The 20,339-nt window shown below is 42.2% G+C and carries 19 protein-coding genes and 3 pseudogenes; 10 read left to right on the plus strand and 12 right to left on the minus strand.

All coding sequences use genetic code 11. From position 1 onward, the window contains the following. Window positions 1-266 precede the first annotated feature (266 nt). A complete protein-coding gene (locus tag KA717_25380) occupies window positions 267-1,622 on the minus strand; it encodes an ISNCY family transposase (GenBank protein ID UXE59222.1) in 1,356 nt (451 codons plus the stop codon). Between the two features lie 411 nt (window positions 1,623-2,033). Here KA717_25380 and KA717_25385 point away from each other — a divergent pair, with 411 nt between their 5' ends. The 3 genes from KA717_25385 to KA717_25395 all read left to right on the plus strand — a co-directional run bounded on the left by KA717_25385 (window position 2,034) and on the right by KA717_25395 (window position 4,426). Then, the gene (locus tag KA717_25385; GenBank protein UXE59223.1) at window positions 2,034-3,113 is read left to right on the plus strand and encodes an IS1 family transposase; all 1,080 of its coding nucleotides are present in this window, start codon (window positions 2,034-2,036) and stop codon (window positions 3,111-3,113) included. Window positions 3,114-3,244: 131 nt separating this feature from the next. Then, complete coding sequence (locus tag KA717_25390) at window positions 3,245-3,634, plus strand: phosphodiester glycosidase family protein (protein UXE59224.1); 390 nt, start codon at window positions 3,245-3,247, stop codon at window positions 3,632-3,634. Window positions 3,635-3,697: 63 nt separating this feature from the next. After that, entirely contained in the window at window positions 3,698-4,426 is a 729-nt protein-coding gene (locus KA717_25395; protein ID UXE59225.1) for a hypothetical protein, read from the plus strand. Window positions 4,427-4,451: 25 nt separating this feature from the next. Here KA717_25395 and KA717_25400 read toward each other — a convergent pair whose 3' ends face one another. The 4 genes from KA717_25400 to KA717_25415 all read right to left on the minus strand — a co-directional run bounded on the left by KA717_25400 (window position 4,452) and on the right by KA717_25415 (window position 7,026). Next, window positions 4,452-5,075, minus strand: a complete 624-nt coding sequence (locus KA717_25400; GenBank protein ID UXE59226.1) for a precorrin-8X methylmutase — start codon at window positions 5,073-5,075, stop codon at window positions 4,452-4,454. A 280-nt stretch (window positions 5,076-5,355) separates the two neighbouring features. Beyond that, a complete protein-coding gene (locus KA717_25405) occupies window positions 5,356-6,162 on the minus strand; it encodes a TPM domain-containing protein (protein UXE59227.1) in 807 nt (268 codons plus the stop codon). Window positions 6,163-6,253: 91 nt separating this feature from the next. Next, entirely contained in the window at window positions 6,254-6,670 is a 417-nt protein-coding gene (locus KA717_25410) for a DUF948 domain-containing protein (GenBank protein ID UXE59228.1), read from the minus strand. Window positions 6,671-6,699: 29 nt separating this feature from the next. Then, window positions 6,700-7,026 carry a YtxH domain-containing protein gene (locus KA717_25415; GenBank protein ID UXE59229.1) on the minus strand — a complete coding sequence of 109 codons (327 nt, stop codon included), beginning with the start codon at window positions 7,024-7,026 and terminating at the stop codon, window positions 6,700-6,702. A 216-nt stretch (window positions 7,027-7,242) separates the two neighbouring features. Here KA717_25415 and KA717_25420 point away from each other — a divergent pair, with 216 nt between their 5' ends. Together KA717_25420 and KA717_25425 are read left to right on the plus strand one after the other, a co-directional pair. After that, window positions 7,243-7,602, plus strand: a complete 360-nt coding sequence (locus KA717_25420; protein UXE59230.1) for a eukaryotic translation initiation factor 3 subunit E — start codon at window positions 7,243-7,245, stop codon at window positions 7,600-7,602. Window positions 7,603-7,747: 145 nt separating this feature from the next. Next, on the plus strand, window positions 7,748-8,008 hold the full coding sequence (locus tag KA717_25425; GenBank protein ID UXE59231.1) for a type II toxin-antitoxin system HicB family antitoxin: 261 nt from the start codon (window positions 7,748-7,750) through the stop codon (window positions 8,006-8,008). A 35-nt stretch (window positions 8,009-8,043) separates the two neighbouring features. On the opposite strand, the gene KA717_25430 is transcribed toward KA717_25425, so the two are convergent. Further along, window positions 8,044-9,369 (minus strand): IS4 family transposase, encoded by a 1,326-nt coding sequence (locus KA717_25430; GenBank protein ID UXE64777.1) that lies wholly within the window; start codon window positions 9,367-9,369, stop codon window positions 8,044-8,046. 209 nt (window positions 9,370-9,578) lie between these two features. Next, on the minus strand, window positions 9,579-10,064 hold the full coding sequence (locus tag KA717_25435; protein UXE59232.1) for a hypothetical protein: 486 nt from the start codon (window positions 10,062-10,064) through the stop codon (window positions 9,579-9,581). 122 nt (window positions 10,065-10,186) lie between these two features. Here KA717_25435 and KA717_25440 point away from each other — a divergent pair, with 122 nt between their 5' ends. The 4 genes from KA717_25440 to KA717_25455 all read left to right on the plus strand — a co-directional run bounded on the left by KA717_25440 (window position 10,187) and on the right by KA717_25455 (window position 13,601). Further along, the gene (locus KA717_25440; protein ID UXE59233.1) at window positions 10,187-10,687 is read left to right on the plus strand and encodes a hypothetical protein; all 501 of its coding nucleotides are present in this window, start codon (window positions 10,187-10,189) and stop codon (window positions 10,685-10,687) included. A gap of 68 nt (window positions 10,688-10,755) precedes the next feature. Beyond that, the gene (locus KA717_25445) at window positions 10,756-13,266 is read left to right on the plus strand and encodes a tetratricopeptide repeat protein (protein ID UXE59234.1); all 2,511 of its coding nucleotides are present in this window, start codon (window positions 10,756-10,758) and stop codon (window positions 13,264-13,266) included. 66 nt (window positions 13,267-13,332) lie between these two features. Beyond that, on the plus strand, window positions 13,333-13,488 hold the full coding sequence (locus KA717_25450) for a hypothetical protein (protein ID UXE59235.1): 156 nt from the start codon (window positions 13,333-13,335) through the stop codon (window positions 13,486-13,488). Continuing rightward, complete coding sequence (locus KA717_25455) at window positions 13,461-13,601, plus strand: hypothetical protein (GenBank protein UXE59236.1); 141 nt, start codon at window positions 13,461-13,463, stop codon at window positions 13,599-13,601. Before KA717_25450 ends, KA717_25455 begins: the two co-directional genes overlap by 28 nt. Window positions 13,602-13,795: 194 nt before the next feature. Here KA717_25455 and KA717_25460 read toward each other — a convergent pair. The 3 genes and pseudogenes from KA717_25460 to KA717_25470 form a co-directional block, all read right to left on the minus strand. After that, window positions 13,796-13,909, minus strand: a pseudogene (locus tag KA717_25460) (transposase). 406 nt (window positions 13,910-14,315) lie between these two features. Beyond that, window positions 14,316-15,692, minus strand: coding sequence for a YvcK family protein (locus KA717_25465; GenBank protein ID UXE59237.1), 1,377 nt, complete (start codon window positions 15,690-15,692; stop codon window positions 14,316-14,318). A gap of 347 nt (window positions 15,693-16,039) precedes the next feature. Further along, window positions 16,040-17,443, minus strand: a pseudogene (locus KA717_25470) (IS66 family transposase). Between the two features lie 297 nt (window positions 17,444-17,740). Here KA717_25470 and KA717_25475 point away from each other — a divergent pair. Continuing rightward, complete coding sequence (locus KA717_25475; GenBank protein UXE59238.1) at window positions 17,741-18,871, plus strand: IS66 family transposase; 1,131 nt, start codon at window positions 17,741-17,743, stop codon at window positions 18,869-18,871. Between the two features lie 500 nt (window positions 18,872-19,371). Here the strand turns inward: KA717_25475 and KA717_25480 are convergent. Together KA717_25480 and KA717_25485 are read right to left on the minus strand one after the other, a co-directional pair. After that, a pseudogene (locus tag KA717_25480) lies at window positions 19,372-19,563 on the minus strand (ISKra4 family transposase). A 168-nt stretch (window positions 19,564-19,731) separates the two neighbouring features. Beyond that, a complete protein-coding gene (locus tag KA717_25485; GenBank protein ID UXE59239.1) occupies window positions 19,732-20,331 on the minus strand; it encodes a hypothetical protein in 600 nt (199 codons plus the stop codon). Window positions 20,332-20,339 lie beyond the last annotated feature (8 nt).

The raw sequence follows: 20,339 nt of genomic DNA on the forward strand, positions 1-20,339 counted from the left end.
CCAGTTTTACCCCACATTTTTCCAGCAAAGTGCATGGATTTTGAGCCTCCAAATGCCATAACCTTGCATCTGATCGTTTGTAAAATGCCTGAAAGTATTGTCTAGCAAGGATTTCATCCTTATTCAGCAAGCCCTATTTATACCATTTGAATTTGGAATTGCTGATTGATGACCAGCAATTCCAAATTCAGAATGTAGTCAAAGATACAAAAGGCTCGATGTATTTACTGGCAAGGGTTTTGCTATGAAAATTGCCAATTAATCAACTAGGAAGAATTCGAGACAGCGAGAGAAACTGAGTCGTCAAGCATAAAATCTAAAAGATGATGCCAGCTTTCAAAGAACAGATATTTGGTCAAAGAGAGAATATCTTGAAAGAATCCCTTACGAGTGCCGCGTTGGACGCGAATTCTCTGGTAACGTTCATCAACCAAACCTAAAACCGTGTGCAAGAGAAAAGCCAGCAAATTCAGGGTAAGCAAAACAGAGGCGAGGTGTTGTTTACCATGCCCAAAATTATGCTCTAAGTGATAGCCTCGATTTTTGAGAATATTGTGATTCTCGTTCTCAGTACGCCAACGAGTCCGTCCAGCACGACAGACATCAAGAACGATGTGAGGGGTGAGAAAATGATTGGTAATCCAACTATTGTGATAAAGAAGTTGAGCATCGGATTCGCGGTGGATTTTTAGCTCACACCAGTTAACCAACAAAGCAGGCTGTTGGTCTCGCAGGGGAATCTGATTGAGATAACGGCAGTGCCAAATCTCGAAATACTTCCCATTCCAACGTCGGTGTTGAGTGGTTTTGACTTCTCCATTAGTTTCTAAATAGTTTAACCATTCATAGAGTGTGGGATGAGAAGTCGGTAAACAGACGAAGATAAAGTTGAAATCGTGGTCGAGACAGTGCTGACAAGTGGGCTGACGACTGTACAAGTCATCCCCTAGCAGAGTTATCTTCTGTCCCGCAAACAGACTAGCATGGTTACTTATCCAACGTTTCGCCGCATTTTGCTCACAATCTTGCTTTTCAGAACCGTCTTGAGGGGTAATAAATTCAGGGGGTAAGGAAAAAACTGATTCATGGTCTGGGGAAACAATCACGGGCAATAATGCCTGATGGAAGTAGGTGACTTTTCCCTGTTTTGACGTTTTGGTTGAACAGCATGGACAATTTACTTTTTCCGAACTGTAGTAATTTGTCCCATCCATTGCTACTAGAAGATTTCCCCTCAATATTTCATAGGCTTTCAAGAATCCCATGCTCCTCAATGCTTGGTAAATTAACCCAAACAAAGGGAATAGACTACTCGCTGCTACCCCATCCACAATGTTGCGAATCTGTTCTACTGTTGGTATTTTTTCTAGTCCAAACAAGCTCTGAGCATTATCTCGCCCACAACGGCTGTTAAGCTGACGTTGGTACTCTAAAAATGACTCATTTTGCATAAAAAAGGCGGCAAATGCCCCCAGTATCGCCTCTCTTAGACTATATTTCGTTGCATTACTAACCGAACGGGGGTCATCTATCTTCCCAATGACCTCGTTTAAACAGTGAACGATTCCGTCAAAACTTAGGTCGTTTACTTCCATCTTTCTCTCTGCAAAATCAGTAGACACTTTTCTCTTTATTCATAACTTCCTATAGGTCAAAGTTTTTCTGTCTCTATTTATACCATTTGAATTTGGAATTGCTGGTCATCAATTAAGGCTCTTGACATTAGTGGATAATTATGCTGTTCAAGTGGAGCTACGCTAACCATATAACTGATGCTGCCAGATAGATGCCTCCTAGAAAATTGGCTGTGCGCTTGTCGTAACGAGTCGCAAGCGCACGATATTGTTTGAGTTTCGCAAAGAAGTTTTCGACTAAATGGCGGGCTTGGAACTGGTATCGTCTGATCAAAGTTGGAAAAAGTTATGGTGTAAGGCTTTGAGAAAATAGAAAAATAGTTTAAGACTAGACATCGGCCCGTTATTATTATACTATTATTATTGTCATTATATCAAAGAAGAAGGAAACAGAAAACAATGTCAATATTAAAGAAAAGCTCTATGGAAATCCTGAATGATGTTGGCTTGTGCCAAGAGAAAGAGGATGCCTTATTCAAGAACAACCGTCCTCATTGCTATAGTGAAAACGTAAAAATACATTCTCATTATCAAACGAAAGGTAACGGGGAACGTAAAATGTTCATTTGTCAAGAATGTAGTTCTTGTTTTGCTGAGACTTATGGTAGCGTAATCGCTGGCTTAGAAACCCCATTAAGTGAAATTGTAAAAGTATTAAAAGCCAGAATGGAAGGCATGGGACTAAATGCAGCAGCCCGAGTATTTGGCTACGCGAAAACAACAATATTGAATTGGGAAAAGAAGTTATCGGGATTACAAGAGACATTATTTTTATACGCCTTAGTGAATGAATTTGTTAAATTAGTAATAGAAGGAGATGAACTATACACAAAAGTTAAAAAGAATAAAGAAGCAAGTGCCTCTGAGGGGTGGACAATCGTGCTCATGGACAGGGCTAGCCGCTTTATTTGGCATTTAAAATGTGGTCGAAAAGAGCAGAAATTATTTCTAGAAGCAATGATGACCATAGCGGAATTATTTGAAAAAAGTACAGAATGTCTCCAGCTATTTACAGATGGGGAAAAGCGATATAGTCAATTGCTATTTGATATTTGTCACGAAGTATTGAAGACTGGAAAGCGAGGTCGTCCCACCAAAGTATTACCGAAGGGTCTTGTGGTAAGATTAAAAAATAAGAGTAGTAAACGTCGAGATTCTGCGGGTAAATTAGAGAAAGTAGAAACTCCGAAACCTGAGCATCCTGAGACAACAGAAAAACCAGCAGAAAAGGATGTTCATGCCAATCACGTTGAGGCATTTAATAGTGCTATCCGACGCTATTTATCTGCCTTTCGTCGTCGTACAAATACTTATGCTAAATCTGTTGTGGGATTACAGCGAGTCCTAGATATTTTCTGGATGGTTCATAACTTTGTTCGCAGCCATTTTACTACGAGAAAAGTTCCTGCTGTAGCTCTCGGTATAATTGAAAAAGGGTTTACTTGGGAGGACTTACTCCAAATTCGCCTGATTTGTTGAACCTCTCGTATTGCAACGTTTGTAGCTTCTAGCTAGACGATACCAGCGCCGAATTTCGCCGTTATCGTTGCGACCAGAAAACCCAGTATGCGATCGCTTTTCACCAGGATCCTATTCCAAGTCACTGTCAATTGATCGATGCGGTGGGCGGTGGCCCTCGACTGTTACCTCAGTTAACAGCTACCCAAGAAGCCTTTTGGCAAGAAGATCAGGGCCAGGTGATTCGGGATGCCATTGGCCTTAAACAACGTAATGCCCGCACGGCGATCGGCATTTTTCCCACCGGCGACTTACTCTGGGTGATGGCCGCTCAAAAACCGACAAGTCCCCAAAATAGCGGTTTATCTTTAGCCGAGTTAGCTGAATTTTTGCAATCTCAAGGGGTCAAAGACGCGCTAAATTTGGACGGTGGCAGTTCTTCGGCTTTGTATTATCAAGGTCAAACGGAGAGCGGTAAGTTTAATGAGCAAGGCCAACCCATTCTACGTCCCGTTAAATCGGTGCTTTTTATCCGAAAATAGAGTTAGCTCATCCTGACTTTATCTTTTCCCTCTTTATTCATGAAGAATCGACAGCTTTCTTCCTTGACTTTTCTGATTGTCTTGGCTCTTTGGGGAGGAGGAATGAATCTGCCTTGCTGGGGAAGAGAAAAGGCGATGCCGAAGGCACACTTTGTGACCGTGGCGGAAAATCCAGGGATTAATCCTGATGCCCCAGAGGACAATTTAAATCTGCCCCCAGCCATCATTCAAGACAGTCCCGTACTCCAACGTTGGCAAAAACAAATTCCCAATCTGTTAGAGGACATTCAGCAGGATCCCAGTTTTCGGACTCGATTGCGGGTTGGTTATAATCAATTTCCCTCTACCAGTAATACCAGTGGCATGGGGCTAGGTCTATTAGATTGGGGTATCGAAAGCTCTCCTTTAACCCTAGATGCTGACTATGAAACAAACTTCGGCGATCGCCAATCGGGAGGACTGAATCTGAACTATTATGTGTTACCGCTAGGGGGTTATCTAAATATCGCGCCCTTGGTCGGCTATCGCTATATCCAAACCAATGACTACCATACCCAGGGTCTTAATGTCGGCGGGAAAATTATGTTTGCCTTATCTCGAACCGGAGCCGCCGATCTCAGTTTTAGTCAGAGCTTTGTATCACCTGGTAGTGAAAATGAAGTAGGGATTTCAACTCTATCGGTAGGCTATGCCATCAGCAACCATTGGCGCATCGCGACTGATTTAGAACAGCAAAATTCCAAAGTTCACAAAGATAATCGGGTTGGCATGTATTTGGAATGGACACCCTGATAGCCAGATGTTGCTCAAATTTTCCTTAGGAATGGGCACTTTGTTCATAGGCTTGCCAGGCTAAATCTACCAGTCCATTTAAAATCGCCACTGCGGCGACAGCATTGCCCTTGCGTCCATCCACAATAATGGTCGGGATGAGAGCGTCATGAATCCGTTGTTTGGCCACATCCATATCAACAAAGCCGGAGGGGGTGGCAATCACTAAAGTCGGTTTAACCTGTTTTTCTTCAATCAGTTCTACTAAGCCGATTAAAGCAGTTTGGGAGTCGCCAATCACAAAAATGCCTTCGGGATAGCGTTGGGCTAAAGTTTGCAGTCCCCAAGCCGTTTGGGTTTTTCCTTTTTGGGGACGAGTGATGGTTTGGGTCGCGCAATAGACCGGATTGGCGAAGGTTTTCTGAAGATTGGGAACAATGCCAACCTGTACCATCGGCACATCGACAATGATGGTGGTGCGGGCGGCCAAAGCAGCGGCTCCTGCATTTAAAACCCGTTCTGAAAATTGTAGTAATTGATAATATTCAAAATCGGCTGTTGCATAAACGACACGGCGAACAATTTCATATTCTGCCGGCGAAAACTTAACATTTTCAATTTCTTGATCAATGATTGCAAGACTTTGGGCATCACTAATGTGCCATTCCATGCCAATCTAATCCCCAATAATAAACGGTTGTGCTGTAATGTTGACTTATATTTGGCACGGTCATGAATTGTGATTTTTGCCCCCTAAATCCCCCAATTCTGGGGGACTTTGAAACCCATAAATAGAGAACGGTTCCCCCCAAAGTTGGGGAGCTAGGGGGGCTAAACTAAAAATCGTAAATTATGACCGTGAGGAGTATAAATCCCGACTCCGAGTTTAACGAAATATTAGCTGCGGTCACGAAGTGTGCCTTCGATATTGCCTTTTGCTCCCTAAAATTTTAAGTCCTAGAGATATTCGTTTGATTGAGCAAAGGCGACAGATAGGCCACTAAAACACCGATCGCAAACCCCATCATATTCCGAAATAAGGGCAACCAATCACTTGTCCGAGTAACAACCGGGCCAATACCAAAGGCAATTACTAAAATGCCCCAAAGAGGAGAGAGAACCAAAACCCATTGCCAGGCAAAAACCTGGCCTTCTTTACGGGGAATACCGGCAAAGCCCACGATCACTCCGCCCACAATGGACGTTACCAGGGTTAGAATCCACTGTTCTCTTGGCAAACCAGGTACCACATTACAACCGCCCTGTAACAGACAACCTTTGACGGTATCGAGGGATTGGGTAATGGCTCGATTTTCACCATTTTCACGAATGTAATAAATATTTCCGAAACGTGCCTGTAATTCAATCCAGAAAGTACGAGGCATCAATTCATAAACTGCGTCCCCAATACTAAAGGCGAGAAGATTGCCACCCCTGGCATCCGCAACTACCAAAATACTTTTATCATCTAGTCCCCAAAATTTAATGACCGCTCTTCCCGGACTGCGATCGTATTGGGTCAATACTCTCAGTTTCCAACCCGTCTCCGCTTCAAAGGATTGAATATCTTTAATTAAGGCATCTTCCTGAACTTGGGGCAGAAAATTGGCAAGGTCAACCACGGGCGTAACCGTATCCGGTAGTAATTCGGGATTATTGACCGCTAGGGCAGTCATTGGTAGGGAACACCAGGCTAAAACGGTTAAACAACTCGCCAAGATGCCAATTAGGAATCCTGAGAAAGCAGATTTTTTCATAAAGACGGTGACTTAAAGCAATAAATTTTCAGTTTTGTTACACTTCGTTACTCTATTTTAAGGGATTCAGTCTCAGAAGCAAGGGCAGTTTTTAGGGCGAGGGACGATTTTTAAAAGAGGAGGAAAGCAGGGAGCGAGACGTGGGATATTTTTGCCAAGTCTCCCAGGCGGCTTTGAAGCCTAGACCCAAACGACGGCTATTAGCTTGGACTTGATCAACGGTCTGTTTGGCAGTGTTTAAGGTTTGATCAACATTCTCGACAATATCGGCCGCACTTTTCAGACCTTGATTGAGATCATCGGTTAATTCGCTAATTTCTAGTCCAGTGAGCCGGATCGCTTCTAGGGTAGGGGGAAATTCTCGGTTAAGACTATCAAATAGTTTTTCGGCACTGCGAGCAGCCCGGCCTAATTCCTGTAGGGCAGGTACAGCAGCAATCAGTACGGCAGTTAAGCTAACAGAAAGTAAGGTTAGGGATAATCCTAGCCAAAAAAGAGGTTCGGTCATGGGAGATTAGCCGTGGAAAGTCAAGGATGTTAGGATTTGGGGGATATATCCTGGGAACCTAGAGACACAGGGAGTTCTGGTTGGCTGGCTTCTACTCCCGCCGCGATCGCCACCTGTAAACGATTTAGGGTTTCTTGCCAATTGCGTTGGGCTGTTTCAGAAAGTTGATTGGTTTGGAGTTGTAGCGTGGTTGAAAGATCCTCCACCAATTCCGGCAATGCGTCAGTCGATTTTTTTAAGATACGACGAGTTTCTTGCCCTGAACGGGGAGCGAGGAGAAGTCCGGCAATTGTCCCCATTAGTCCGCCCACGACAACACCGACCCATAACGCACTACTATCCTTATTTTTGCTCACAGAAGCACCTCCAACATTAATCCCTATTGTAGAGGACTGGGCAACATCTCCTCACCATCAAGGTCTATGTATTAGTTAAAAGCGATCACTGATAATTGATAATTGATAATGAATAGTTAATAATTATCCATTGTTAATTGTCCATTATCCATTCAAAAAACGCGATCGCCCAATCCTTTACTATAATAAGAACAGTTTTTTAAACGAGGTTGAATCATGGAACCTTTAACCCTACTGGCTACGGGGGCAACAATTATTTTGGCGGGTGCTTTAACTCGTGTTGGGGAACTGTCTTTGGATGGAGCGATCGCGCAGTTGAAGAATTTGATTGTGGTGAAGTCTCCTGAAATATGGAAGCAATTAGAGGCGACGGCCAAGAATCCTGCGGCCTTACCTAAAACGATTGAGGTAATGGCCACTTTATTGGAAGATCAAGAATTGCGGGAAGTGGCGGAACAAGTCACCAAAGAAAATGAATCTAATCCCTATGTTATTCAAATGATCAATCAAAATAAGCAAGTTACGGTCAGTCAATCAGGAATCAGTAATAGCCAAAATAACACTTTTAGCTTGTGAGTAAGTGGGCTTAATTAATTGTCAGATCGTAGAACAGGCTTCTAGCCTGTGGACAGGCAGGATGCCTATCCTACATTTTATATTTAATTGCAACCAGCTACTTAACTATTTTAGATCATCATTTTCTAAAAAAGAAAGATAATTTATGAAACTTTTTACGGCGATCATTGAAAGGGATGTAGATACCAATCTCTATGTCGGTTATGTGCCTGGATTTGTGGGAGCGCATTCCCAAGGAGAAACATTAGATGAGTTACGAGAAAATTTACAGGAGGTAATTGAAATGTTGTTTGATGATTCAGAAATTACCGCACTGGAAGATATTGCGTTAGCTAAGGTGATCGCGGAAGGAATTGATGGTGAAAATGTTAGCCGTGAAGAAGTTTTTGATTTATTATCAGAGTAATCCCCATCGTAGGGGCGAATTGCGTTCCATCCGTGTCAACTTAAAGGAATGGGTTCCCAAATTTGTTGATTGAGAGCGGCCTTTTCTCGATGTCGCTTTCTCTCAGCTTTGACCAAACCAAATAACTTAGCACGTTCAGCCAGATAGGTTACTGTATCAGGCTTTTCTCCTCTAGCAATAGCCTTCGCTACATAGTATAGACTCCGAAACACCATCTCTACTGAGATTTTTTCTTTCGGTTGATTTAGAGCAATCGCCACTTCCCCTACCAATTGATTTAAGACCGTATAGAAAATCAAAGTGCAAATAATCTGGATTTGGACACCATTCTTATTACCTACCCATAAATAGGCTAGTCCTAAAAGTCTTTTCGTTAATAAAAAGGCTTCTTCGATTGTCCATCGTCTTCGATATAAATCACAGACCTCTTCGGCGGACAGTTGTTCGGGAGACAACACATTTGTTAAATACTGATACCAGATTGTTCCCCATAATACTGAGACTAATCTCACCGGATGCTTGCAAGGATTAGAACGGTAATTTCCCATAATGATAATCTCATCTCTGTAATGACTACCTTGAGACAATACTTGTTTGGTTTTGTAAGATGTACCCGCTCTAAATCTGGTTAGAAAAAACTTTTTAGCTTCTGTTAACAAATCAAACCACACAAAGCTAAAAAATCCCATATCTACGAGAATTAAACCATTTTCTGGTAATTTAGCTGCCAATTCTTCACACCATATTTTATCATTTGATTTATCATTTTCTGTGTACCATAAAGTAACGGGTCTTTGGGTAAAGGCTTCCACTACCATCATTATTTTACCCCCCAATTTACTCTTTTCTTCTTTACTTATTTTCATATTTTTCCTTATCTGCTCTAGCGTTGAGCCATCTGCTATCCACACTGCACTAAACTTTTCTCTTATTTTTTCCCATTTTTCTCCTACTTGGAGCTTCTTCCCTTTTTCGGCTGCTTTTTCTAACACTCCTTTTAGTAATATTGCAAATATTTCGGCTGGCACATTCATCATTCTTTTTGATACTGCCTGTTTGCTTACTTTTAATGATGCTACCCATAGCAATCCCTCTTCCTCTAACAGTCTTACCGCTTCACTTATACCCGCTATTTGACGATACACTATACTTAACACTAATGCCACCATTACTGGTAAATTTAATACCCTATCTCTCATCATTTTCTCATGAGTTCCCTGTAAATATTTTAATGGTGTAAACATTGTGGGTTCTAGTAATTCAAACAACTCTTTTGTTATTTCAGGGATTTCTACCCCTGGCTGATTTGTCTTACGACGTAAGTCTGGGTTTCCTTTTCTCCGAGGATGTTGTCTTGCCATTTGTTTTTTGCTCACTTTTTTATATACTAACCTTTTTTTCAGCCTACTCTTACTTCCGCCTGCTTTTAGGCTAATCTTTTGTGAGTAGGCATTTTGGCTTAAGTTGACACCAATGGGGTAAAGGCTTCCACTACCATCATTATTTTACCCCCCAATTTACTCTTTTCTTCTTTACTTATTTTCATATTTTTCCTTATCTGCTCTAGCGTTTAGCCATCTGCTATCCACACTGCACTAAACTTTTCTCTTATTTTTTCCCATTTTTCTCCTACTTGGAGCTTCTTCCCTTTTTCGGCTGCTTTTTCTAACACTCCTTTTAGTAATATTGCAAATATTTCGGCTGGCACATTCATCATTCTTTTTGATACTGCCTGTTTGCTTACTTTTAATGATGCTACCCATAGCAATCCCTCTTCCTCTAACAGTCTTACCGCTTCACTTATACCCGCTATTTGACGATACACTATACTTAACACTAATGCCACCATTACTGGTAAATTTAGCACCCTATCTCTCATCATTTTCTCATGAGTTCCCTGTAAATATTTTAATGGTGTAAACATTGTGGGTTCTAGTAATTCAAACAACTCTTTTGTTATTTCAGGGATTTCTACCCCTGGCTGATTTGTCTTACGACGTAAGTCTGGGTTTCCTTTTCTCCGAGGATGTTGTCTTGCCATTTGTTTTTTGCTCACTTTTTTATATACTAACCTTTTTTTCAGCCTACTCTTACTTCCGCCTGCTTTTAGGCTAATCTTTTGTGAGTAGGCATTTTGGCTTAAGTTGACACCAATGATTGCGTTCGCCCAAAATGCCTATGTCAGCCTCAGAACTCAAGAACCTGGATAAAAATATCGCCCGTTTCAAAGCGCAATTAGCTAATAAACGCGATACGTTAGTGACCATTGCTCCCGAAGAAAAGGTACGACTGAGACAACAAATAGAGGATTTGCGGGAACAAATTCGGGATTTGGAACAGGAACAATGGCAATTAATCAGTCAAATGACAGGAGATTTGACGATTACCAATGAAGAGGCTGAACCGATTGTGGCTGAGTTGGTGACAGAGGTTGAGTCCGTTAAAAAGCAACCCGATCAATTTTCTCCAGAAATTTTAGAGTTATTACAACAAATTCTCGCCAAGTTAAATGCACCTAATACTCCTGCGGCGGCTAAGTTAAAAGCGGCGATTTCGACGTTACCGCCTTTTGTGTCGTTGACTTATGAAGTAGAACTGGATACAGAAAGTACCTTTAGGACTTATTTTCCGACTTTTAATCGTTATCTAAAGGGGGTGAAAGAGCGTCTAAAAAAGTAGCGGTTAGTGGGGAGCAATCTATAAAAGTTATTCCTCACAATTTACCGAATAGTGGTGTCGCGCAATTTGTGGGACGAGCCGAAGTTTTAGCGCAATTAGATCAGCAATTACAGCAAATTGATCGCGTTGCCATTTCCACTTTGACGGGTATGGGTGGCATTGGTAAGTCGGAGTTGGCTTTGCAGTATGCCTGGCAGGAATGGCCCAAGCAAACCTGTCGCGGTGGGATTTGTTGGCTGAATGTGGCGGAAAGTGATCCTGGTTTGAGTATTTTAAGTTTTGCTCAGATTCATTTAGGGTTAACGTTACCCGAAGAAGGAGAGTTAGTTGAACGGGTTCGTTATGTTTGGCAAGGTTGGTTAAAAAATGAGCAGGATCAAACCTTAATTATTTTTGATGATGTGCGTGAATTATTGCAAATTAGGGATTATTTACCGCCTCAAAATAATCGTTTTAGGGTAATTATTACGACCAGAAATCAACAAATTGCCAGTAACTTTAGTCTGATTGACGTTAAGGTTTTAAGTCCAGAAAAAGCTCTAGAATTGTTAGCTATTTTTCTGTCTCAAGCGGTAGAAAATGATCGAGAAACGGCGCAAGAACTCTGTGCTTGGTTGGGTTATTTGCCTTTGGCCATTGAGTTGGTGGGGCAGTACGGGAAATATATGCAGAGTAGTTTGGCAGAGATTTTAGAACAGTTAAAAGCACAAAGGTTAGATAATGAAAGTTTACAGGTTACGCAAAATGCGTTGATGACTGCCCAACGGGGAGTTGCGGCGGCGTTTGAGTTGAGTTGGACACAATTAAGTGCGAGTTCTCAGTTGGCAGGTCAGTTGCTTAGTTTGTTTGCAGAAAGTGCGATCGCTCAGGATTTAATTTTGGCTTTGTTTGAGGTTGGATCCCCCCAACCCCCCTTAAAAAGGGGGGCTATTGAGGAAGAGTCTTTAAAAAGGGGGGCTATAGAGAGAGTTTTTCCGACTTTTTCTAAGTGGTTTAGTAAGCCTAAAGTTGAACCGATTCCTGAGTTGAATTTACCGATAGCAACTAAAGCTGATTTGCGGCATTTGGTGAATTTGAATTTGCTGAAGGATTTGGGGGAAAATAATTATGAATTGCATACTTTGATTCGTCATTATCTACGGGATAAGTTAGAAGCATCTGAGGTGATGGAGACGGCTAAACAGGCTTATTGTGTGGTGATGGTGAATGTTGCTAAAAATATTAAGCAAACCCTAACTTTAGAAGATATTGCCATCATTGAACCCTTTATTGATCACCTCAAAATTGCGGCAGAGGAGTTAAATCAATGGCTAGAAGATGAGGATTTATATTGGCCTTTTTATGGTTTAAGTACATTCCATCGAGCGCAAGGATTTTACAACCAAGCCGTTCCTTCTTTTGAGCAATGTTTGAGTCTCAGTGAACAACGATTCGGGCCAAAACATCCCAAAGTTGCCACCAGTCTCAACAATCTGGCGAGTCTTTATAAGTCTCAAGGGAAATATGCAGAAGCGGAACCTCTTTACCTGCGATCGCTGGCAATCAGAGAAAAGCCATTAGGAGAAAATCATCCTGACGTTGCCCAAAGTCTCAACAATCTGGCGAGTCTTTATAAGTCTCAAGGGAAATATGCAGAAGCGGAACCTCTTTACCTGCGATCGCTGGCAATAATAGAAAAGCAATTAGGAGAAAATCATCCCTTAGTTGCCCAAAGTCTCAACAATCTGGCGGGTCTTTATAAGTCACAAGGGAAATACGAAGAAGCCGAACCTCTTTATCTGCGATCACTGGCAATAATAGAAAAGCAATTAGGAGAAAATCATCCCTTAGTTGCCCAAAGTCTCAACAATCTGGCGGGTCTTTATAAGTCACAAGGGAAATACGAAGAAGCCGAACCTCTTTATCTGCGATCACTGGCAATAATAGAAAAGCAATTAGGAGAAAATCATCCCTTAGTTGCCCAAAGTCTCAACAATCTGGCGGCTCTTTATGAATTTCAAGGAAAATACGCAGAAGCGGAACCTCTTTATCAGCGATCGCTGGCAATCAGACAAAAGCAATTAGGAGAAAATCATCCCGATGTTGCCACTAGTCTCAACAATCTGGCGGGTCTTTATCAGTCTCAAGGGAAATACGAAGAAGCGGAACCCCTTTTTCTGCGATCGCTGGCAATCAGAGAAAAGCAATTAGGAGAAAATCATCCCGATGTTGCCCAAAGTCTCAACAATCTGGCGAGTCTTTATAAGTCTCAAGGGAAATACGCAGAAGCCGACCCCCTTTTTCTGCGATCGCTGGCAATAATGGAAAAGCAATTAGGAGAAAATCATCCCGATGTTGCCCAAAGTCTCAACAATCTGGCGGGTCTTTATTACTCTCAAGGGAAATACGAAGAAGCGGAACCTCTCTACCAAAGAGCAATTGCCATTTTTTCGGAAAAATCAGGAGAAAATCACCCCAACACTCAAACAGTAAAGATGAATTATTATCAAATGTTAGCCCAACTTCCCGACGATGAATTAAATCAACGCTTCTCCTCCGAAACCGTCCAAATGTTACGTAACCTACGACAAGCATTGTAGGGACGAATTGCAATATCTCAATGCTCTGTAAAATAACCAAACAAACCCCAAATTAAACATCAAATTATGTATCAAGTCACCGTTGATTACGCCAAAGCCAACCTAGAAGAACTCTGCGATCGCACAGAAAAAGAACCCGATGGAGTAGCGATCGTTCGTGAAAATCGCAGTTATATTCTCATCACTCAAGCAAAATGGGAATCCTTCTTCAAGAAAATTTAACCACCGCGATCGTCATTAATCCCTATATTGGCAAATCCTTAAAAGGCGATTTAAAAAGTTTGTATTCCTATCGCCTAAATCGAACGCGATCGTCTCGTTTATTAAATTTATGAAGACGATCACACTATTCTGATTATTCATGCAAAAACACACTATGGCAGGTTGATCGCATCTTGTTTGTTACAAAAAATACAGAGAAAAAGAGAGAAATATAGGCTGAAAAAGAAGTAATCATCTAAGAGAAGAAAAGGCTATTATAAAAGAGAAAAAGTGGTTCTCCTGAACAAAGATTTATAATTAAAACTTATCATGAAAAGCAAGCTAAAAAACGGTTTCGCATATTATCAAAGTTCATAAACCCATAAGCTTGACGCTTGATTAGTTTAAGACGATTATTAATTCCTTCCATTGCCCCATTCGTCGTTCGACTCAGAAAGTAGTTACAAATAGAGGTTTTTCGGTATTTGTTATGCTAAATATGAGGTTATTTACTTCAGAACCCATGCCAAGAAAGGGTTTCCTTGTCTTTACACTCAATTTATGCCAAATTAACTGATAGTTTTAACTGAAAGCCTTATACAGCAAGGGTTTTAAGAGTTGATAAAATGACTTAGCATAGTAACTACCGATGAACCATAGTTTTCTTGCCTTGTAATATTCCATAATTACGATGAGTGATTTTATTTTTCTCTCCAATGATAGCATTTTCTTGTTTTATACGGTCAATTTATGCCACCGCCCCTATGAAACGCATTTCAGGCAGCCTTTTATTACAACACATAATATTTATGCAAGAGGTCTATTCTGAATTTGGAATTGCTGGCCCATTATTGACCACTATACCAACGTAATAATACTCGTGCTAGTCGAAAGGGATCATGGCGTACTCGTCCTGTTTCACTTTCCTCCATCACATTGGCAATGACAATACGACAACCAAGAGCCGCAATTTCCTCTCGATCTATATAGACGGGATGACAATTTTCTTCGGCATAATGTTTGAGGGCTGGGGGAGAAGGGGGCGTTCGTTGCACCAAGACGGCATCGAAGAGGCGATATTCTGACATCTCATCAATTTTTTTTAAATGGTCTGAAACACTATAACCATCAGTTTCTCCGGGCTGGGTCATAATATTGCAGATATAAATGCGGGGTACATCGGCTCCGGCGATCGCGGCTTGAATATCAGGAACTAGCAGATTCGGGATCACACTGGTATAGAGGCTACCCGGCCCAATAATAATATAGTCTGCTTCCTCAATAGCACGAATAGCCGCCGGCAAAGCAGGTGGATTGGGGGGATGACACCCAAAATGCTTAATTTTTCCCCCCGCTTCAGTGATCAGAGATTCCCCTTCAATATAGCGACCATCCTCTAACTCCGCCCAGAGCCTGACATCCGTAAGCGTCGCAGGGAAAACCTTACCCTGAATGGCTAACACCTTAGAACTGGCGGCGATCGCTTGTTCGAGATCTCCCGTAATTTCTGTCATGGCTGTGAGAAAGAGATTGCCAAAACTGTGGCCTGTCAAACCATCCCCCGCCTGAAAACGATACTGAAATAATTCTGTTAACAGCTTTTCCTCATCCGCTAAAGAGGCAATACAGTTACGAATATCCCCAGGCGGTAAAACCCCAATTTCTCGCCGTAGCCGTCCCGAAGATCCCCCATCATCCGCCACCGTGACAATCGCCGTAATATTGGAACTGTAGAGTTTTAAGCCCCGTAACAAGGTTGAAAGTCCTGTCCCACCACCGATCGCCACAATCTTGGGGCCACGGTTAAGACGACGATGATTAATTAAAACATCCACTAAATCTTGACTCCCCTCCGGCTGTAACACCTCGGTAATCGCTCCGACAGTGCGGCTCTGACCCCAGAGGACAAAAAAGATCCCCAAGGCTAATAGAACAGGGCCAGAAATATAACTAGGGAAAAGATGGGTTAACCATTCCAAGGTCTGGGAGACAAATTCTCCAATGCGAAAGATCGGCGTTAACTTGATCCAAATAGCTAAACCCAAAAAGGTCATACTTAGCCCAATCGAGCTAATCAACAACCAACGCTTCACAAATAGCCCAGGTGACAACCATTTAAACCAGCTATTGACTCGTTGGGGAGTTCGCTGACTAACACTGGCTCCCCATTTGCGTTTCTCGGCATTGAGTCGGCGTAGAAGGGACTTTAAGGGACTGGTGGACATAACCGCAGGGAATAAAGAAAAAGTGCCAAGTCTAGATAACTGTCACCCTAACCCATGGTAAGGCTTTGATCAAACTTTTTTGGGGTAACTTTTCTAGCTAATGTTTGTTGACGACAACTCATCTTTAAAAATGCTGATCACAAATTCTCTGGCAAATACTTTAAAGAAAACAAAGAGCTTCGTCATTACGAGGACAAAACTTTTGGGCGATCGGATTTCGTTGCAGACGGACTTTTCCCAACTTAGGCAACTCATAGAGGGGAGCAACATTTCTGATCTGATTATTAACTAAAGGTAATTAGTCACAGCAATAAGTGGGGCTTAATTCTCATTAAGCCCCAAAAATACTAGAGAGGAAGAAAGTCATCAATGGAAGGAGGAGAAAGACCAGAGGAAGATAAAATAAGAGATAACTGTTCGACCGCACTTTTACCTTGAAGTCTCATGGTTTCAAGAAAACTAAACATCATGGCAACAAGTTGTCCGCCCCAATGACTTCTAGCACCGCCACTAACCTTACGATGAATAACAACAGGACGCAAGGCTCTCTCGGCATCATTGTTATCAGGTTTAACTTCAGGAAAAGTAAGAAAAGTAAACCAATCATGCCAATAACGTCGAAAGCGATTAGATAACAATTGGGAATCACTTGCCCATCCCGTGGGCGGCGGATTATCCAGAACCTCTTGAAGTTGAGCTTCTACTAGGGGTCGCTGTTGTTGTAAAGCTTCTAAGCTCAGTTTGCCTTGATGATAATCTCGATGGGATTGACGAGCTTGCTCTAGAATAGGAAAAACTCTCTGAGCAAAAAGTTTATTTTCAGAAAAGTGGGAAGTTTCCAAGGCCTTCAATTCCCGCCCAATATGAGCCAGACATTTCTGTTTATGCTGGGCATTTTGGCGATGGTAAGCCCCCCAACAGTCCGTACTGAGAAGCCCATGAAAATCTTTACCTAATAGGGAATGAACCTCATCGGAACTCCGGCTGGGAGCCAGAAACAAAACACAAACAGAGGAGGAAGTAGCCACCCACATCCAATAGTTAACCCCATTGACGCGATAGCTGGTTTCGTCCACACAACGGACTCCAGGCTCCTGTATGTAAGTCCACCACTGTTCATAACTAGGATACAAGCTTTCGCAAAACCATCGGTGCATTTTAGCTAAACTCCCTTGAGACAGAGGAATGCCAAAGACCGTTTCTACCAAGTATCGTTGTTTTAGCCAAGTCAAATTTCCCCCATATCCCAGCCATCCCACTAAGCTGGATAAGGTTGCACCGTAGCTAAAATCTTCACGACATCCCAAAGGAAGTGGGGCATAACCTTCCCAATCACATTTTGAGCATTGATACTTTTCCCTAACATATTCCCTTACCTCTACTGGTTTACTGACTAATTCAGCTATTTGATTTTTTTTGATGATAGTCTCCTTTTGCTTTTCCACTGACGCACCACATTTTGGGCATTTTTCCATCCTTAAATCTACTATTTCATCTACCCGACCAAACCCGTTTCTGGTTTTACCCACATGGTCGTACTTTGGACCTCTTTTTTTTCCTTTTTGACCGAAGGTTTTGGCGACTTTCTTTTTGTAACCGTCACTGCTTGGGGGCTGAGAGCTATTTTCACTCGTTCTTTGGTTAAGCTTTTTCAGCTTTTCTTTCAACTTTTCTATCTCTTTCTTTAACTCTACCAATTCTTTTCTCAGCTTTTCGTTCTCTTCTTTTTCTTTCTGATAATCTTCATACCAATCTTTTGCCACTTCTTTTTGCCATGGCATTTTCACTTCTTCTTGGTTTAAGTCTGGAACTGGGTCTAGTTTTTTCATAGTCTCCCTATTCTAACCTATCTCTTTAACCGCCTTTCCTTTCTTCATTATTCTTTACTTTTTTCATTTGCTTCTCATTCTCAATAATTTCCTTCTTTATTGCGGTGACTAATTACGTGCTAAGTTATTTGGTTTGGTCAAAGCTGAGAGAAAGCGACATCGAGAAAAGGCCGCTCTCAATCAACAAATTTGGGAACCCATTCCTTTAAGTTGACACGGATGCCCGTCCTCAAGCCCCAAGTAACAGAATACAGACTACATAGCCTAGAATGCGAACACTGCGGGTCAAAAAGCCGAGGGAAATTGCCAGCAGGAGTGACCGAGAAAAGCTATGGGGCAAGATTAGCCGCCTTAGTGGGAGTGCTAAGTGTCGAAGCAAGACAAAGCCATCGTCAGATACAAGGGCTGCTGAGAGAGGTATTTGGCATAGAGATAGGGAGAGGGACAATCAACAACATCAGGCAAGAAGTAAGTGAAGCCATAGCCGCCGCCAATGAAGAAGCGAAAGAATATGCCAAGCAACAACCGGTGGTGAACTGTGATGAGAGGGGATTTAGCCAGCAAAATCGGGATGGCAACAACCCAACAGAGAAGAAAGCATGGCTGTGGGTGCTGGTGACCCCATGGATAAGCCTATTTCTAGTCACCTTGAGTCGTAGCCAAGAAGTGGCCAAACAGTTAATCGGCGAGACATTCACGGGCTACTTAGGCAGTGACCGTTATGGCAGCTACAGTTGGGTGAAGTCAGAATTGCGACAACTATGTTGGTCTCATGTGCTGAGAGACTTTCAGGCGATGGCAGAAAGAACAGGGGCATCACAAGAAATCGGTACAGCATTACTAGCGAGAGGCTATCGCCTGTTTCATTGGTGGCACAAAGTCAGAGACGGCACGCTGTCGAAGGAGTTATTTATCGAAGCAGTAGAATTGCTCAGATGGGGAATGCACCAAGAATTAATGTCGGCGGCGGCTATCGAAATTGGTTGGCGCGAAAAATCGCCCCTCGCGAAAACAGTCCGTACCTGTCGAAAGTTGCTGAAAGTGGAGGCGGCTCTCTGGACGTTTGTCTATAGAGAGGGGGTGGAACCGACGAATAATTCAGCACAACGAGCTTTGCGACCAGCCGTAATTTGGCGTAACCTCAGCTTTGGTTCTCAGTCTCAAGCGGGGAGTGAGTTTGTGTCGAGAATGCTGACAGTCAATCATTCGTTGAAATTACAAGGGCGTTCTGTCTTAGATTTTCTGACGCAATCATGTCTAGCGGCTCGACTAGGGGAGCAGCCTCCTTCTCTAATTCCTGTTGTTCAGGAGCCCGCCGTCTCAAATCCTAGACCCTTGATTTTTTTGTAGGCTATTGGACGGTTACCATCAAAAAACTTCTTAATGAAGGCGGATTGACAATCCGTTGGGGGCGCAAAATCAAAAACAAGGGATCAAGTACTATTGCAAGTTAAACTGATGACAGCTTACCAGTCATCCACAAGGACATAAATGATGGTCAAGAGGGTTGGAGCATCTATCATATTCATGGGCAGCAATTCTAAATTTGCCCTGTAGCAAGGGTTTCAGGTTTTAGTTCGCGTAATACGGGATAAAATTCAACGGGATTAACAAGTTCATTTTACGAGTCTTCAGGCTTTCAGGCATGGTAGTACACATAGAATTGCCCCAAAAACCCCCTTTGAAATGTTCTTTAAATCCCTAAAAGGCTTGCTGTATCTAAAACTGAGAATTGCTGTATTCATGGGAGACCTCATGCTTTGGAGTATGATTACCTTTATCATGATGTCTCCCCTTGATTTTGCAGACCTCTCTAGGGTGCGACCTTTAGTTGATAAAAGCTGTTGTAATCAGGGTTCTACAGGGAACCCATATTGATCAAGTTTTGCCCAAAATTGACTCCATCGTTCCTTGGTCAATACCAAAGCTCGTAGGCTCAAAATAATTCCTGCTCCTTTTTCCTTCCATCGCATCCCTGAACAACATAATCGTTGTTTGACCAACGTCTTACAAGCTGCTTCCGTAACACCTGAACCAATCGGATACTTTTTCTCTATGTAGGGTTTGCTGAATAAGGATGAAATCCTTGCTAGACAATACTTTCAGGCATTTTACAAACGACCAGATGCAAGGTTATGGCATTTGGAGGCTCAAAATCCATGCACTTTGCTGGAAAAATGTGAGGTAAAACTGGAAACTGATCTCTGAAGTCACCATTTTTCGCGCCCTGTGGCATCTAGGTTCGTTTTGTGGACTTTTTCAGCAAGCCCTATGTATTCAGCATAATCCATTTGATGCTGATGATTCTCGTAATAAGTAATCGCCGCTTGTAGTTTCTCGGTAAGATTCTTAGAATGACTTTTTTCTTCTTTGACTTCTTTCATCAGATTTAGCAGTTCTCCTGCTTTTCCTTTTTCATGCTTGAGTTCTCGACAATTTTCAGTCAACCATTCTTTTTGTTTTGACACGGTATTCGGATGCAACGCTTCTGCCAAGGCACCTAAGTAACCAGAGGCATGATAGAAATCTAATATCTGTTCTTCCGTTTGCTTTTCTAAAAACTTCCAATTTGATTCTGCCCCGTCTGCTATCCCGACCAATGTTGCCTCTGGATAACGGTTTTTCGCTCGCTCAATTTCTCTTTCTAATCTTTCTAGAAAACTCTTTTTTCCATACTCTGGTGCCGCACCTAGATAGATTGTAGGTTGACGTTCGCCTTCACTATCGTATAGGGAAACGGTTCCCACCATTGCTTCACGGTAGCCATCCTCACACATCAGCATACAGGTTCCATCTAATCCTATTCCCACTGTTGCAA

This window comes from Woronichinia naegeliana WA131, from assembly GCA_025370055.1.
GTDB classification, from domain to species: Bacteria; Cyanobacteriota; Cyanobacteriia; order Cyanobacteriales; family Microcystaceae; genus Woronichinia; species Woronichinia naegeliana.